Annotated in this window: 14 protein-coding genes; all 14 read left to right on the top strand. The window is 53.4% G+C overall.

Features of this window, described 5'->3' with window-relative positions:
• Positions 1-138 precede the first annotated feature (138 nt).
• The 14 genes from mutL to J2Z18_RS09095 all read left to right on the top strand — a co-directional run bounded on the left by mutL (position 139) and on the right by J2Z18_RS09095 (position 16149).
• Positions 139-2118: a DNA mismatch repair endonuclease MutL gene (mutL, locus tag J2Z18_RS09160; protein WP_007129950.1), complete on the top strand. Its 1980-nt coding sequence runs from the start codon at positions 139-141 to the stop codon at positions 2116-2118.
• A gap of 17 nt (positions 2119-2135) precedes the next feature.
• Positions 2136-2915, top strand: a complete 780-nt coding sequence (locus tag J2Z18_RS09155) for a class I SAM-dependent methyltransferase (protein ID WP_007129951.1) — start codon at positions 2136-2138, stop codon at positions 2913-2915.
• Positions 2905-3852, top strand: a complete 948-nt coding sequence (miaA, locus tag J2Z18_RS09150) for a tRNA (adenosine(37)-N6)-dimethylallyltransferase MiaA (protein ID WP_007129952.1) — start codon at positions 2905-2907, stop codon at positions 3850-3852. Before J2Z18_RS09155 ends, miaA begins: the two co-directional genes overlap by 11 nt.
• A 54-nt stretch (positions 3853-3906) precedes the next feature.
• Positions 3907-4146, top strand: a complete 240-nt coding sequence (gene hfq, locus J2Z18_RS09145) for an RNA chaperone Hfq (RefSeq protein WP_007129953.1) — start codon at positions 3907-3909, stop codon at positions 4144-4146.
• Between the two features lie 262 nt (positions 4147-4408).
• Positions 4409-7090 carry a transglycosylase domain-containing protein gene (locus tag J2Z18_RS09140; RefSeq protein WP_007129954.1) on the top strand — a complete coding sequence of 894 codons (2682 nt, stop codon included), beginning with the start codon at positions 4409-4411 and terminating at the stop codon, positions 7088-7090.
• 102 nt (positions 7091-7192) lie between these two features.
• A complete protein-coding gene (locus tag J2Z18_RS09135; RefSeq protein WP_007129956.1) occupies positions 7193-7750 on the top strand; it encodes a ribonuclease FAU-1 family protein in 558 nt (185 codons plus the stop codon).
• Positions 7750-8409: a YdcF family protein gene (locus tag J2Z18_RS09130; RefSeq protein ID WP_007129957.1), complete on the top strand. Its 660-nt coding sequence runs from the start codon at positions 7750-7752 to the stop codon at positions 8407-8409. Before J2Z18_RS09135 ends, J2Z18_RS09130 begins: the two co-directional genes overlap by 1 nt.
• An 82-nt stretch (positions 8410-8491) precedes the next feature.
• Entirely contained in the window at positions 8492-9475 is a 984-nt protein-coding gene (locus tag J2Z18_RS09125; protein ID WP_007129958.1) for an AAA family ATPase, read from the top strand.
• A gap of 126 nt (positions 9476-9601) precedes the next feature.
• Entirely contained in the window at positions 9602-10888 is a 1287-nt protein-coding gene (hflX, locus tag J2Z18_RS09120) for a GTPase HflX (protein ID WP_007129959.1), read from the top strand.
• Positions 10889-11337: 449 nt separating this feature from the next.
• Positions 11338-12591 carry a methionine gamma-lyase family protein gene (locus J2Z18_RS09115; protein WP_007129960.1) on the top strand — a complete coding sequence of 418 codons (1254 nt, stop codon included), beginning with the start codon at positions 11338-11340 and terminating at the stop codon, positions 12589-12591.
• A gap of 82 nt (positions 12592-12673) precedes the next feature.
• The gene (locus tag J2Z18_RS09110; RefSeq protein ID WP_007129961.1) at positions 12674-13084 is read left to right on the top strand and encodes a MerR family transcriptional regulator; all 411 of its coding nucleotides are present in this window, start codon (positions 12674-12676) and stop codon (positions 13082-13084) included.
• 51 nt (positions 13085-13135) lie between these two features.
• Entirely contained in the window at positions 13136-14464 is a 1329-nt protein-coding gene (gene glnA / locus J2Z18_RS09105; protein ID WP_007129962.1) for a type I glutamate--ammonia ligase, read from the top strand.
• A 330-nt stretch (positions 14465-14794) separates the two neighbouring features.
• On the top strand, positions 14795-15337 hold the full coding sequence (locus tag J2Z18_RS09100; protein ID WP_321184922.1) for an RNA polymerase sigma factor: 543 nt from the start codon (positions 14795-14797) through the stop codon (positions 15335-15337).
• Positions 15334-16149 carry a hypothetical protein gene (locus J2Z18_RS09095; protein ID WP_007129964.1) on the top strand — a complete coding sequence of 272 codons (816 nt, stop codon included), beginning with the start codon at positions 15334-15336 and terminating at the stop codon, positions 16147-16149. Before J2Z18_RS09100 ends, J2Z18_RS09095 begins: the two co-directional genes overlap by 4 nt.
• The last annotated feature ends 60 nt before the right edge of the window (positions 16150-16209 follow it).

Here is a 16209-nt window from a genome sequence, read left to right as displayed (position 1 = left end):
ACATTGTAGTCACATTCTAGTGAAAGCTGCGCTGTAATTACAGAAGTTTTGTTCACGAAGTAAGTAATGGTAATTGAGCCTGCAGTTTATAAGACGAAATTGCATTTAAATACAGCAAGGAAACGGAGGTAGGGGATCATGGGAAAAATTCGCGTATTGGACGAGCATATTGCGAACCAGATTGCAGCCGGTGAGGTGGTTGAACGGCCTGCCTCCGTGGTGAAGGAGCTTGTGGAGAACGCGATCGATGCCGGCAGCACGAGAATCGACGTGGCCGTCGAGGAAGGCGGCCTGGACAGCATCCGCGTAACGGATAACGGCTCCGGCATCGATCCCGACGATTGCGAGACCGCCTTCTACCGGCATGCGACGAGCAAGATTGCCGAGGGGCGAGATCTGTTCCAGATCATCAGCCTCGGATTTCGGGGCGAAGCGCTCCCTTCGATCGCGGCGGTGTCCAAGGTGCGCGTCGTGACGTCGAATGAACAGGACGGCCGCGGGCGTAAAATCGAAATCGAGGGCGGCAACCTGCGTGTGAACGAAGAGACCGCTGCGCCTAAAGGGACGGATTTCCTTGTCAGGGAATTGTTTTACAACACGCCGGCAAGGCTGAAATATATGAAGACGATTCAAACGGAGCTGGGCCATATTTCCGATTATATGTACCGCTTGGCGCTGTCGAGACCGGATATCGCGTTCACGCTGCGCCATAACGGCAACACTCTCCTGCAGACGCTCGGAAACGGAGATGCTTTGCAGGTCATCGCGGCCATTTACGGCACGCAATCCGCGAAAGCGATGATGAAAATCGAAGCGGAGAATATGGACTATACTCTTCAGGGGTATATTAGCCGCCCTGATTTTACCAGAGCCAACCGGAACGGCATGTCCTTGATCGTCAATGGACGATATATTCGAAACTACGGTCTGATGCAGGCGGTGCTGAAGGGATACCATACGCTCCTGCCGATCAACCGGTACCCGCTCGTCGTGCTTCAGCTGTCGATGCACCCGTCGCTAATCGACGTAAACGTCCATCCGTCCAAGCTGGAGGTCCGCTTCAGCAAGGAGCCGGAGCTGTTCTCGTTCATAGAAGAAGCGGTTCGGAATGTGCTCCGGCAGGAGATCCTCATTCCGCGCCCGGCTAAGCAAACGATCGGCAAGAGCGATAACGCTTTTATCCAGGAGCAGCTGAATTTTCCTGCTCCATCCTATGGAGCGCCGGCTCGCGGGGAGCGTGCGGAGATCCCTCAAGACGGCTTGGGCGGCAAGCCCCCGGGTGAATCTTCTGGGCGTGAATTCCGGCGGGAGACGGCGCCGAGACCGGATTCGCTGCAAGAATCCGTAACGGGCTCTTCCGGAGACTACAAGGAATGGACTGCACAGCAGCCGCAGATGAGGGAAACGGCTGCGGCGGCCGCGTATCCTTCGAAGCCAAGCTATGAGGACCGTGCGGCGGATCGCAGATCGGCCAATGTGCCGGCCGTCACGAAGGAATGGATGGCGGCGGCATCGGGCCCGGCTCCGGACATTCCGCCGTTTCCGCAGCTAACCTATATCGGGCAGCATCATGGAACCTATATTATCGCGCAAAATGAGACCGGCCTGTATCTGATCGACCAGCACGCGGCTCATGAGCGCATTAACTACGAATACTACTATGAGCAATTCGGCAAGCCTGCGGATGCCTCGCAAGAGCTGCTGCTGCCGATAACGCTGGAGTTCACGCCTTCGGAAACGGAGAAGGTGAAGGAACGCTTGCATTGGTTCGAGAAGGCCGGCGTATACATGGAATTTTTCGGAGGGAACACCTTCCTGGTCCGTTCCCATCCGTTCTGGTTCCCGAAAGGCGATGAGAAAGCGTTGATCGAGGAAATGGCCGAGTGGGTGCTGAACGAGCGGCACATCGATATTGCCAAGCTAAGGGAAGCTTCCTCGATCATGTGCTCCTGCAAAGCCTCGATTAAAGCGAACCAGAAGCTGACCGAGCAGGAGGCCATGACGCTGATCCGGCGTTTGGCCGAATGCCGGCAGCCGTATACCTGCCCGCACGGACGACCGATTGTCGTCTCCTTCTCCCCGTACGATTTGGAGAAAATGTTCAAGCGCGTCATGTAACAGCAAGGAGGAAATTCATGATTATTACAACTGGAGAAGCGGAAGCGCCTGACATCGTTGAACGCGCCAAGCGCTTAGCCCAGGAAACCGGCTGCCGGTATGTTCCAAGAGGCGGCCAATCGTTAAGAAAGCTGGCCCGCCGGATGGGCGAAGAGGACGTGCTGGTCGTCTTGCACGAGCATGTCCGCTTAAGCGGTCCGGATGGCTCGGTCACGGAGTTTCACCCCAGCATGGGCTTCGTAAGGCTGAAGCGGGTGCTTCGCGGCAAACCGGACCCGATGCTGGAGGCTTCGCGCATGGAGGAGGGCGACTCGGTGCTCGACTGCACGGCAGGGCTGGGCGCGGACGCGCTTGTTTTTTCCGGAAAAGGCGGGCCGAACAGCCGCGTGGTTGCACTGGAGAGCTCCCTGCCGCTGTTCGCGATGCTGAAAGAGGGGCTCAGGACCTATAAGAGCCAGTTCGAGGCGAGTGATCAAGCGATGCGGCGCATTATGGTCAAGCATGGACATCATTTGGAATATTTACGGTCGCTGCCGGACCGAAGCGTCGATATCGTCTATTTTGATCCGATGTTCCGTGATCCGATTACAAGCTCTGACTCGATGAATCCGCTCAGACTCTATGCGAACGGCGAGCCGCTGGATGAGGAAAGCGTGAAGCAGGCGGTCAGAGTGGCCCGCAAAACCGTTGTCATGAAGGAAACGCGGTACAGCGGCGAGTTCGAGCGATTGGGCTTTACGGTTATGCAGCGGGGGCAGTCGAAAACTACGTACGGAGTGATATCCATTGACAGTTGAATCCAAACCGAGATTGCTTGTTCTGATCGGTCCTACAGCCGTCGGCAAAACGAAAATGAGCATCGAGATCGCCAAAGCCTTTAATTGCGAAATTATTTCCGGCGATTCCATGCAGGTATACCGCGGCATGGATATCGGGACCGCCAAAATTACGAAAGACGAGATGGAGGGGGTTCCCCACCACTTGATCGATATCCATGAACCGGATTACCCTTACTCGGTGGCGGAATTTCAGGAGCAGTCCCAGCGCTTGATTACCGAAATTACGGAGCGCGGCAAGCTGCCCTTCATCGTCGGCGGCACAGGGCTTTATGTCGAATCCGTCTGCTACGGCTACCAATTCAGCGAGAGCGGAGCGGATGAGGAATTTCGCAAGGAGCAGTTCCGTTATGCGGATGAATACGGGGCGGAGGCGCTTCACCGGAGGCTTGCGGAAGTGGACCCGGAGAGCGCGGAGCGGCTGCATCCGAACGATCTGCGCCGGGTCGTTCGTGCTTTGGAAGTATTCCATGTGACCGGCATCCCACTTTCGTCCCAGTTGGCCCCTCAGAAGAAGGAGTCTCCGTACCGATTATGCCTGGTCGGTTTGACAATGGACAGGCAAATGCTATATAACCGTATTGAAGAGCGAATCGATCTGATGTTGAAGCAGGGGCTCGTCGAAGAGGTGGCAGCGCTAATGGAGAAAGGGTTCGGCCCCGGGCTTGTTGCGATGCAGGGTCTTGGCTACAAGGAAATCGTTTCGTATCTTCAAGGGGAATGCAGCTATGAGGAAGCGGTGACGCTGCTCAAGCGCGATACCCGCCGGTTTGCGAAGAGGCAGCTATCTTGGTTCCGCCATATGAAGGACATCGAGTGGGTAGACGTCACCGACTCGGGAAATTTTTCTGCGAACTATCAAAAAATCCGTGCTATAATAGCAGGAAAGTTTCACTAATATCTTGAATATATTCTTCAAAACAATCTAATTGAACCATTGGGGGTACGGCTAATGAACAAGTCCATCAACATCCAAGATACGTTCTTGAACCAACTGCGCAAAGAGAACATCCCGGCTACGGTATACCTGACCAACGGCTTTCAGATCCGTGGAACGATCAAGGCTTTTGACAACTTTACCATCGTGATTGACAGCGACGGCCGTCAGCAAATGGTGTACAAGCATGCCATCTCCACGTTCATGCCGCAGCGCAATGTTTCCCTGATGCAGGATAGCAGCAACGATCAATAAAATTCACGGATTTTTGCACGATATGCTTGGGATAATGTCTCTATACCTGGATTTCCCTAATCATCGCTGCAATCATGAGGTCATTAGCGGCCCTGGCTTCTTGGAATGATCGCGTCCTGATTAACTTGAAACTTTTTGGTTTATATTTCGTTTAGTTTATAAGGAGTGCAGAGAGCAACCTGAGAAGGTTGTTCTTTTCTTTCCGAGAGTCTGTAATGTGTACAGAGTTTTGTATCCCGCAAGGGAGCAAGGAGGGGGACAAATGGCTGGAAGAGATAACGAGATGTCCAGGGTGAACAAAAACAAAGATAACCCGAAGGCATCCAAAGGATCCAAATCAGGGTCGAAGAAGAAGAAAAAAGGCAGAGGCAAGCGGATTGCATGGGCTTTGTTTTTTACGGCGGTTATCGCCATATTTTGCGCCCTGGCAGGGTATCTGTTTATCTTGGTCAGCGGCGAGAAGCTTCTGGATCAGAATAAGGATAAACTGACCGCTTACGGTACCTCGAAAGTATATGATCGACAAGGCAATTTAATGGGCGAATTGTCGATCCAGAAAAGCGATCCGGTTGAATACAAGGATATTCCGGAGCAACTGGTTAATGCATTTATAGCAACAGAGGATAGACGATTCTGGGAACATAACGGCGTCGACATTTGGTCGATCGGCCGCGCTGCCGTGAAGGATATTATGGCCCGTTCCATGGTGGAGGGCGGAAGTACGATCACCCAGCAACTGGCGAAAAATATTTTTCTGACCCGGGACAAAACCTTCTTCCGCAAAGCGACCGAAATGTCGATCGCGCTGGCGCTGGAGCGGAAGCACAGCAAGGAAGAGATCATTGAAATGTATTTGAACCGGATTAACTTCGGCGGACCTTACTACGGCATTAAGGCGGCTTCCGAGCGTTATTTCGGCAAATCGGATCTTAAGGATCTTGAGTTGTGGGAAATGGCAACGCTGGCCGCCATGCCGAAGGGGCCTTCCCGGTACAACCCGCTGAAAAATCCGGAGCTGTCCAAGGAGCGCCGTGCGGTCGTGCTGACGCTGATGGAGCAGCAGGGCTATATTACGGCCGAAGAGGCCGAGAAGGCGAAGAAAGTCGATTACGACTATACGCCGCCGGAAAGAAAGCAGAAATATACGGCCTTTATCGACTACGTCATGGATGAGGCTGAGGAGAAGTGGGGGCTTACCGAGGACGATTTGAATATCGGTGGCTACCAGATCTATACGACGATGGACGCGAACGCCCAGCAGGCGATGGAGGAAGAATTCAACAATCCGGCCAACTTTGAAGAGAGCCCGGATGAGGAGATCGTTCAAGGCTCCATGGTTATCATTAATCAGGAGAACGGCGGGATCGTGGCGATATCAGGCGGCAGAGAGTATATGCGCGGCGGATTCAACCGTGCGACCGACAGCCGTCGTCAGCCGGGCTCGGCACTGAAGCCGATCGTGTCGTATGCGCCGGCTCTGGAATCCGGCAACTTTACGAAGGATTCCAGGCTGAGCAACAAGAAGCAATGCTTCGGGGATTACTGTCCGAACAATCTGCATGGATACTCCGATACGATCAGCATGCCGGAAGCGATTCAGCGCTCCGAGAACATCCCGGCGGTATGGCTGCTGAACCAGATCGGGGTTAAAACCGGGGTCGAGTTCGCCAAGAGTCTGGGCATCCAGATGACGGAGGCCGACGCGAACCTGTCCCTGGCTCTTGGCGGCATGAATTCCGGAACGAACACGTTCGAGATGGCTCAAGCGTTCAGCGCATTCGCCAATGGCGGCGAGCTGAAGGAAGCATTCGCAATTAAGGAAATACGGAATAATCAAGGCAAAGTCGTGCATGAGAATAAGGGAAGCAAGGGCAAGCGTGTCATGAGCGAGTCAACGGCTTCCCAGATGACGGAAATGATGGAGCGTGTCGTTCAGGACGGAACGGGCCGGAATGCCCGGATCAGCCGTCCGGTTGCCGGTAAAACCGGTACGACGCAAAGCGGCTACGAAGGCATCAGTTCCAACCGTGACGTCTGGTTTGTCGGTTACACGCCGGAACTGACGGCGGCCGTATGGATGGGATACGACAAACCGAACAAGCAGCATCTGCTGAAGCGAAGCAGCTCAATGTCCGCAGCGCTCTGGGGCAAGATTATGGAGAAGGCGGTTCAGTCCTATGAGCCGAAAAACTTCCCGAGCACCGAGCCGGCCCCGCCGGTGGTGGAGACGCCGAAGCTAGAGCCTGTCAGCGGCCTGACCGGATCTTATGACGGCGCGAATCAGACCGTCTATCTGAGCTGGAATGGCGTTCAGGGCAGCGGCATTCAATACCGGATTTACCGCCGGGAAACCTCGGAGAGCGAATTCACGCGGATTCTGAATGCGGTGAACAGCACCTCCACGGATGATATGAGCGCGATGGAGGGGCTGACGTACGAATATTACGTAACGGCCTATGACCCGGCAACGGATCAAGAATCCGAGCGCTCGAACGTGCTGCAGATCGCTGCCGTATCCGAGCTGCCGCCGGATGATCTTGAGCCGGATCCGGGGGATATTGAGGATGTAATTCCGCCGGATGAAGGAGATGCCGGCGATGGCATCGACATACCAAATGGCGAAGACAACGGTAACGGCCAAGATAACGGCAACGGCCAAGGCAATGGAAACGGCCAGGGCAACGGCAATGGTCAAGGCAACGGAAATGGAAACGGTCAAGGCAATGGCCAAGGAAACGGCCATGACAATGGCGGTACCAATCCGCCTGCGGACGGCGGACAGGGCGATGGATCCGGGTCGGATGCGGGTGATGGCACGGGCGGCGAGGATTCGGGAACGATTGAAGGCACCACCGATTCGGGCAACGTCACGACGGTTCCCGGAACCATCGTGGAGCCGGATGTTCCGGCCACCGAGTCTGATCCTAACCAAGTTAGTCCATAATGAACAAAGAAGCCTTCGCGGATAAAAGCGAGGGCTTCTTTGTTTTGAGTGTGAAACCTAAATGTGGTAAGCTGGGAATACGATATGGGGAGGAAGAGTTCCATGAAACGTAAATTCGGAGATCGGGCAAATTGGCGCCGTATCACCCGCCGGCACTTCACTTCCCGGTATGTGGATTCCGAGCAATTCACAGGGTACCTGACCTTATACACCATATATGGCCTGAAAGAACCATTATGGAAAACCTATGGCCGCCATAAATACCGCATTGCGGACAAAGGCTACTCTTGGCTGCAGTATTATCCGAAGGACAGCCATTATATCGTTACGGCCATGTTTGACGATAAGCGAAACATCGTGCAGTGGTATATCGATATTTGCAAGAAGCAGGGCGTAACCGACCAGGGCGTACCGTGGTTTGATGATTTGTATCTGGACGTTGTGGTCGTCAGCAACGGCGAAGTATTTTTGCTGGATGAGGATGAGCTGGAGGATGCCCTGAACCGCAATGATATTACCCGCGACGACTATCGGTTGGCCAAAGTAACGGCGAAAAGCCTGCTCCGGGCGATCGATGCCCATGAATTCCCCTATTTCATGATGTCTCTGGAGCATCGGCAGCAGCTATTTCATAACGGCGAATTCAGGAGGAAGTCATAATGCGGCAGGAAATAAACGGAGAAGAGCGGGTTATACGTTCCAGGACCGGGAAGAAACTATGGATGAAGAGGGCTCTGTATGCGCTGCTTACCCTCGTTGCGGCTGGCGTATTATGGTCAGGGTATGCGTATTGGAAAATCGAAAGCGCCGTCAGCAATCCGGCTGACAAGGCGGACGTCGGCATCATACTCGGGGCATCCATGTGGGGAGATCAGCCGAGTCCGGGGCTCCGCGAACGGCTTGAGCATGCTCTCACCGAGTATAAGGAAGGGCGGTTTGGCACGTTTATCGTAACCGGCGGACTCGACAAGCCCGGCTATCCTTACACCGAAGCCGAAGGGATGCGCAATTATTTAGTAGCGGCGGGTGTTCCGGAGAGCGACATTTTTTTGGAAAACGAAGCGACCAGCACCTATGAGAATTTGCTGTACAGCCAGGCAATTATGAAAGAGCAGGGATGGAAGACCGCGATCATCATCACGCATGATTATCACGGCACTAGATCGATGGAAGTGGCGGCGACGCTCGGCTATGAGCGGCCAACGGTTTCGCTGACGAAATCTACCGTGCTACCGATGGCGAAGCATAAATCCAGGGAAGTGCTTGCCTACACGAAATGGACGGCCGATCGGCTTCTGATTGCAGCCGGGCTCCTATGAGGACGAAACTTCTAATAAGCAGGCTGTCAGTAGAATACATTGGAATAGATAGTCAGCCCTTTGGATAAAGAGGTGAGGAGCTATGAACGGGCGAGTAACGGCCGCAAACGGCCGATCTGAAGGACGGCCATCCAGACAGATTAATGTCGTGCTCCGCAGCGCGGAACCTCCGCTTATCAGCAGCGCAGTTCCCGAGCGGGAACCGTCCCCTTCGCCAAACCCTGTTTCCCAGCACAGTCTATTCCAGGAAATACAGAAGGAGCTGGATCAGCTTGTAGGTTTGGATCAAATTAAAGAGCTGGTTTTTGAAATTTATGCCCTGCTTCAGGTGGCCCAGATGAGATCAGAGGCGGGCTTGCTCAGCGGCGGTCATGTATTCCATATGATTTTCAAGGGAAATCCCGGAACTGGCAAAACGACGGTAGCCCGCATCATCGCTAAGCTGTTTCAGAAGATGGGGGTGCTCAATAAGGGGCATCTCGTCGAGGTAGAGCGGGCGGATCTCGTCGGCGAATACATCGGCCATACGGCACAGAAAACGAGAGATTTGGTGAAGAAGGCGCTGGGCGGCATTCTGTTTATCGATGAGGCGTACAGCTTGGCGCGGGGCGGCGAGAAGGATTTCGGCAAGGAAGCGATCGATACGCTGGTAAAAGCGATGGAGGATCACAAGAATCAGTTTGTGCTCATCCTGGCCGGCTACAGCGATGAGATTGATTATTTCATGAGCACGAATCCCGGCCTGCATTCCCGTTTTCCGATTCAGATGGAATTCCCGGATTATAATTTGGATCAGCTGATCCAAATCTCCGAGCTGATGGCGAAGGAGCGCGATTACATCCTGATGCCCCAGTCGCTCGGAAAGCTCAAGGAGCATCTGCAGAACGAGAAGGAGCAGCGGCTGCATGCGTTCAGCAACGCCCGTTATGTTCGCAATTTGATCGAGAAATCGATCCGCAATCAATCGGTCCGTCTTCTGAATCAGTATGTCACGGGGAATCCCGGCAAGCTGGAGCTGATGACGCTTCGGCCGGAAGACTTCAAATTAAACGGAAAATTACAATGATTTGCCGCGGTTTTTCGGCCATAATGAAGAGGTAACGCAGCATTCGCCTTGAAGGGATGGTTTAGAAGGGGCGAATGCGGGTTGTATATGTTTTAAGGTACGTTATTGTTCAAAGGAGCTGGATATATGGCAAATATAACACATGATACCTCGACCGAGATTGAAGATAAAGCGATATTGGTGAGCTTGGTGACCGATGCGGTAAAGCGCTCAGGCATCAATCCGGAGCATTCGCTGCAGGAGCTGGTGCAGCTTGCCGAGACGGCAGGCGTGACCGTGCTGGATGTCATCACGCAGAACCGCGAAACGCCGGATTCGAAGTGGTTTATCGGTAAAGGGAAAGTAGAGGAGCTGCGGATGGCAGTCGATGGCCTCGGAGCGACTACGGCCATTTTTGACCAGGAGCTTTCGGGGGCTCAGGTTCGTAATCTGGAGGAAGCGCTGGATGTGAAGATCATTGACCGGACCCAGCTGATTCTCGATATTTTTGCACAGCGGGCCAAGACGCGAGAGGGCATTATCCAGGTTGAGCTGGCGCAGCTTACCTATTTGCTGCCGCGTCTGTCGGGTCACGGCAAGAACCTGTCGCGACTCGGGGCGGGGATCGGGACACGCGGACCGGGTGAAACCAAGCTGGAGACGGACCGCCGGCATATCCGCGACCGGATCAGCGATTTGAAACGCCAGCTGGATGAAGTAACGCGGCATCGCAATCTTCACCGCGAGCGCCGCAAGAAGAGCGGTGCCGTCCAGGTAGCCTTGGTAGGCTATACGAATGCGGGGAAGTCCACCCTGCTGAACCGTCTGACCAATGCCGACGTTTACATTGAGAATCAGCTGTTCGCAACACTCGACCCGACCTCCAGAGTGCTGGAGCTCCCTAGCGGCAAGGAAGTCGTGCTGACGGATACGGTCGGATTCATTCAGAACCTGCCGCACGATCTGGTAGCGGCATTCCGCGCAACGCTTGAGGAGGCCAACGAAGCGGACCTGATTCTCCATGTGGTCGATGCGTCCTCCACGATGCGGGAGGAGCAGATGGCGGTCGTCCAATCGATTCTGGAGGACCTCGGAGCAGCGGATAAACCGCAAATTGTCCTGTTCAATAAGAAGGACGCCTGCCAGCCGGAGCAGCTAGAAATGCTGCCTTCCGGAGACGGCTACTTGAAGATCAGCGCTTATGATGACGAAGATTTGACCAGCGTCCGCGAAACGATCCAGGAGCGTTTATCCGGCGGGAACGTGACGTTCCGGATTCCGGCTGACCGGGGCGATTTAAGCTCGGTTGTGTACCGGGTAGGAGATGTCGTTGAGCAAACCTTTGACGAGTCCGATATTTTGTACGAGGTGAGGATCAACAAGGCCGATTACGAAAAAATGGGATATCTGCTGCAGGATTATGTCCAGCAATGAGCGGCATAGCGGCAGCGATCGTCTACATGGTTGTTGTCTATAGTCATGGTTGATTGTCTATCGTTAGGCTGCATGCCGGCAGTGAAACCGCGGATGATAGTATGCTTGTTGCGGGATGAAGGACGGATCGTGAAAGTAAGCGAGGCATGAATCAGAATACGAAATCAATTGCAAGTAGAGCCCCAATTCCGGGGCTTTATTTGCGGTTGGGCGGAGTTGGCCGACCCGGATACTCTTAAAAGAAATGGTTGGACCAATGATGGAATCAAGGGGAACCGCGGGTGACAGGGCAGGCCTGTCCGTGCGGCGTTATAAGGTGGTCCGCTGCCTTTTGCCTGAGGAGAGAAGTAGATCATGCAAACGGATCGAGGGGTCAACGGTCGCAACCACCAAGCGAAATATGTTAAGATGTGAGACATGATGTGTTATAGAGGAGAGAGCTGTACGAGATGGTGAAATTTTCGCAAGATTTAATGGATTTAAGCGAGCAGATTGAATGGAACATAGCAGATCGGGTACGTGAGATCGACCGGATCGTAGACTTTAACCAGTGGAAGGTGATCGATGCTTTCCAGAAATACCAGGTGAGCGACTATCACTTCGCGAATTCCACCGGTTATGGATATAATGATCGCGGGCGGGAAGTGCTGGACGAGGTGTATGCGGAAGTGTTCGGGACCGAGTCCGCGCTGGTACGTCCGCATTTTGCTTCCGGGACCCATACGATTTCGGCTGCGTTATTCGGCGTGCTGCGCCCGGGGGATGAGCTGCTGTATATTACCGGACGACCCTACGATACGCTGCATAAGGTCATCGGACAAACGGGCGATGGCACCGGCTCGCTGCGGGATTTCGGCATCGGGTATGGAGAGGTAGCGCTGACCGAAGAAGGCGGCATCGACTGGGAAGGTGTGGAGAAGGCGATTAAACCGGAGACGAAGGTTATCGGGATTCAACGCTCCAGAGGATATGATTGGCGCTCTTCTTTCACGGTGTCCCAAATTGGCGAGATGGTCAGCCGGCTCAAAGCGATTCGCGAGGATTTGATCGTGTTTGTCGACAACTGTTACGGTGAATTTACGGAAACGATGGAGCCTACCGAGGTTGGCGTGGATTTGATGGCCGGCTCGCTGATCAAAAATCCAGGAGGAGGCATTGCAGAAACCGGAGGGTATATTTGCGGCAAGGAATCCTACGTGGAACTGGCCGCTTACCGCTTGACCGCTCCCGGTATCGGACGCGAAGTGGGGGCTATGCTCGGAACGACGCGCTCGATGTATCAAGGGCTGTTTCTTGCCCCTTCCACGGTTGGACAGGCGGTGAAAGGAAGCGTATATGCAGCGGCTATGTTCGAAGCGGTCGGCTTCATAACCAAGCCAGGCTGGAAAGAGACGCGGACCGACCTGATCCAAGCGGTGTCGTTTACAAGCCCGGAGCATCTGATCGCTTTCGTGCAAGGCATTCAGAGAGCGGCAGCGGTTGACAGTCACGTCGTGCCTGAGCCGTGGGACATGCCGGGTTATGAGCATCCGGTGATTATGGCGGCAGGAACCTTTATTCAAGGAGGAAGCCTGGAGCTGTCCGCAGACGCGCCGATTCGTGAACCCTATATCGGTTATATGCAGGGCGGGCTAACCTATTCTCATGTTAAATACGGGGTACTTATGTCACTTCAACGAATGAAGGATCGCAATCTCTTGTGAGTTATTCTTACATGCGGTTGACGCAGCTGATCAGGAAATGTACAATAAGATCAGAATAGACCACTTGGAAGGTTGATGAGATATGGGTGATGAGATTCGGAGGAATATGGCGTTATTTCCGATTGGCATCGTGATGAAGCTTACGGATTTATCCGCCAGACAAATTCGTTATTATGAACAGCATAATTTGATTGTCCCCGCACGCACATCTGGTAATCAGCGCCTGTTCTCCTTCAATGATGTCGAGCGTCTCCTGGAGATCAAGGCATTGATTGAGAAGGGCGTCAATATCGCCGGCATCAAGCAGGTCATGAACCCTGTCACGAAGGAGTCCGAGGAGGCTACCGTGATCACTGCGGATACGGAAAGCAAACGCCGGGAAATGTCGGAGTCTCAGCTGCGGCGTTTACTGAAGCAGGAATTGATTACCGCTAAAAGACCGGGTCAGGTTTCATTGATTCAAGGGGAGTTATCCCGGTTTTTTAATAAATAAAGAAGCAGTTTAATTCTTGACCAAGCCATTCATGACAAAGGAGAGGGTAAAGTGAGTTATACCAAAGAGGACATACTACGCATTTGCAAAGAGGAAAATGTTCGTTTTATCCGCTTGCAGTTCACGGACTTGCTCGGGACCATTAAGAACGTTGAAATTCCGGTAAGCCAACTGCCTAAAGCGCTTGATAATAAAATGATGTTCGACGGCTCTTCCATCGAAGGTTATGTGCGTATCGAGGAATCCGATATGTATCTGTACCCGGACCTGGATACGTTTATGATTTTCCCATGGGTATCCGAAGATCGCGTTGCCCGTATGATTTGCGACGTGTATCTGCCTGACGGCACGCCTTTTCCAGGTGATCCTCGCGGTATACTCAAGCGATGCCTGAAGGAAGCCGAAGAAATGGGCTTCACCTCGATGAATGTCGGCCCAGAGCCGGAGTTCTTCTTGTTCAAGACCGATGAAAAGGGCAATCCGACGATGGAATTGAACGACCAAGGCGGATACTTTGACCTCGCCCCTACAGACCTTGGCGAGAACTGCCGCCGCGATATCGTATTGACCCTGGAAGAGATGGGCTTCGAGATCGAAGCTTCCCACCACGAGGTAGCTCCGGGGCAGCATGAAATCGACTTTAAATATGCAGACGCCGTAAAGGCGGCCGACCAGATTCAAACCTTCAAGCTGGTAGTTAAAACCATTGCCCGCCAGCATGGTCTGATCGCTACGTTTATGCCGAAGCCGCTCTTCGGTGTGAACGGTTCGGGTATGCACTGCAACCAATCGCTGTTCAAAGGCGCGGAGAATGCATTCGTTGACGAGTCGGATGAGCTCGGACTGAGCAAGACGGCGCGCCATTACATGGCCGGTATCCTGAAGCATGCCCGTGCATTCACGGTGATTACGAACCCGACGGTCAACTCGTATAAGCGTCTTGTACCAGGCTATGAAGCACCTTGCTACGTGGCATGGTCTGCGAGCAACCGCAGCCCGATGATTCGTATTCCGGCTTCCCGCGGACTGAGCACGCGGATTGAGGTTCGTAACCCGGATCCGGCCGCTAACCCGTACCTGGCCCTGGCGGTTATGCTGAAAGCCGGATTAGACGGCATTAAGCGCGAGCTGGCGCTTCCAGCGCCGATTGACCGCAACATTTACGTGATGAGTGAAGAGGAGCGCATCGAGGAAGGCATTCCAAGCTTGCCGGCCGACCTGAAGGAAGCGCTGAATGAGCTGGTCCGCAACGAGGTGATTTGCGAAGCGCTCGGCGACCATGCGCTGGCTCACTTCTACGAGCTGAAAGAAATCGAGTGGGATATGTACCGTACGCAAGTTCACCAATGGGAACGCGATCAGTACATCACCATGTATTAATAGAGGAATCCCTTGCGCCGTATGGCGTGGGGGATTTTTTTGCTTGGAGGCAATTTAATTATTGAGGTTATTTCGAAGGGTGTGCCCCCAAAACACCCCTAGAAAATCTGTTTTCTATGCCTTGTGGCAAATTCAAGCTTGGACGGCATATCCATCCATCTGAGCTCATCAGAACCAGGAAAATATTGCTAGAACATTTGTGGAAATTCTGGGTCGCTCGGAGGATACGGCATGCACCTGCGAATGACAGTTATGCTCGCTGCGGGAAGGATAAATTTTTCTTCAATAAAAGGGAACTTTTTGCCCTGAGTTGGACTCTAATTGGATGAGGTGAATCGGTTGGAGTTCGAATACGTCAAGCACATGGCTTCCATGGATACCGACACGTTAGACGCGATCATGGAGCATTACGGTAGTGACATCTGGAATTATGCATACTTTTTGACGGGGCAGCACGCGCTTGCGGACGACATTGCTCAAGAAGTCTTTATCAAAGCTTATTACGGCATACATACCTTTCGCGGACAATCCAGTTTGAAAACTTGGCTGCTTACGATCACGCGGCATACGGCTTTTCGGCACAAGAAGTCATTTTTTCTAAGGCGCGTAACCTTATTGGATCGGATTCAACCGGCAGGGCACAGCATCTCGGCGGAGACGGAGTATCTGGACAGACAATATACGGACGATATCTGGGATATCATCATGGAGCTCCCGGTTAAATTCCGAGAGGTGCTCGTACTGGATCTTCATTATGATATGCCGATTCAACAGATTGCCGAGCTGCTGGGGATTGCGGCCGGAACGGTTAAATCCAGGCTGTATCGGGCTAGGCAAAAAGTACAGAACAAACTGGGGGAGCATCAGATATGAACGAGCATAAACCTGGGTGGTATGAAAGGGCGAAGAATGGGCCGTTTGATGCCGAGTTGTTGCTGCCTGATCTAAAGAGGCGGGTGCATAAGCGTCTGAAGGAGGGGGAGGGCCGGAGTACAAGGACGCTCAAGCGTCGCAGGAATTGGACGGCAGCCATCGCCGGCGTTTTGTTGATTATCGCTATCCTTTGGATGGGGGGAGGAGATCCATTTTCGCCAAAGTCGAAGCCAGAGACGGTTCCGCTGGCGACGGAGGCAGCAAACCGGCAAGCCGGAACGGTTCGTGCGCAAGGGACCGGGCCGGAAGGGAAGCTGCTCGTCGTAGCGGAAGGAAGCGAGGCCGTTCAACGGCTCGGTGCTCCAAGCTGTTTCGGAATTGAAACGGATCTTTCTTTTTCGGGAAGGTATCATGTCATCCACGCAGCTGCAGATGGCAGCGAAACCGAAATCGGAGTGTTGGAAGATCGGACATTTATCCAGCCGAATTCGGAACCGGTTGAAATGATCCGCTTGCCGCTTCAGGATGCGGACGTATTTTTGCTTGCCCCGCAGTATCGGGATTGCCATGCCATCGAAATTTATGCTTTCGCCATGGATCGGGGAACCGGCGAAGCCTTCCCGCTTTCGTTCAAGGAAGGAGTGGGCAGCTTTGTCACTTCCTACTACAAGCCGCTGAGCCAGCCTATGGTAAGAATGAATCGATTGGTGCTGGAATCAACGGAAGGGCCGGGAGGCGAAGGCTCGCCCGATTTTGACGGGGAGCGCGAGTACAGGCTTGATCTCCGGGAGAGAGCCCTTATTCTGGAATGATGTGCAATATATAATGAGCATCCTTCGGGGTGCTTTTTTTAATAACTTTTTTAAACCCGG

Origin of the sequence: Paenibacillus lactis (genome assembly GCF_017873605.1) — a bacterium.
Lineage (GTDB): Bacteria > Bacillota > Bacilli > Paenibacillales > Paenibacillaceae > Paenibacillus_AQ > Paenibacillus_AQ lactis.
This window is presented reverse-complemented; position numbering and strand designations above follow the sequence as displayed.

What these genes read in the sequence shown, in the direction of transcription:
- mutL (WP_007129950.1), top strand. Translation starts at nt 139, where the DNA reads ATGGGAAAAATTCGCGTATTGGACGAGCATATTGCGAACCAGATTGCA.
- J2Z18_RS09155 (WP_007129951.1), top strand. Translation starts at nt 2,136, where the DNA reads ATGATTATTACAACTGGAGAAGCGGAAGCGCCTGACATCGTTGAACGC.
- hfq (WP_007129953.1), top strand. Translation starts at nt 3,907, where the DNA reads ATGAACAAGTCCATCAACATCCAAGATACGTTCTTGAACCAACTGCGC.
- J2Z18_RS09140 (WP_007129954.1), top strand. Translation starts at nt 4,409, where the DNA reads ATGGCTGGAAGAGATAACGAGATGTCCAGGGTGAACAAAAACAAAGAT.
- J2Z18_RS09135 (WP_007129956.1), top strand. Translation starts at nt 7,193, where the DNA reads ATGAAACGTAAATTCGGAGATCGGGCAAATTGGCGCCGTATCACCCGC.
- J2Z18_RS09130 (WP_007129957.1), top strand. Translation starts at nt 7,750, where the DNA reads ATGCGGCAGGAAATAAACGGAGAAGAGCGGGTTATACGTTCCAGGACC.
- J2Z18_RS09125 (WP_007129958.1), top strand. Translation starts at nt 8,492, where the DNA reads ATGAACGGGCGAGTAACGGCCGCAAACGGCCGATCTGAAGGACGGCCA.
- hflX (WP_007129959.1), top strand. Translation starts at nt 9,602, where the DNA reads ATGGCAAATATAACACATGATACCTCGACCGAGATTGAAGATAAAGCG.
- J2Z18_RS09115 (WP_007129960.1), top strand. Translation starts at nt 11,338, where the DNA reads ATGGTGAAATTTTCGCAAGATTTAATGGATTTAAGCGAGCAGATTGAA.
- J2Z18_RS09110 (WP_007129961.1), top strand. Translation starts at nt 12,674, where the DNA reads ATGGGTGATGAGATTCGGAGGAATATGGCGTTATTTCCGATTGGCATC.
- J2Z18_RS09095 (WP_007129964.1), top strand. Translation starts at nt 15,334, where the DNA reads ATGAACGAGCATAAACCTGGGTGGTATGAAAGGGCGAAGAATGGGCCG.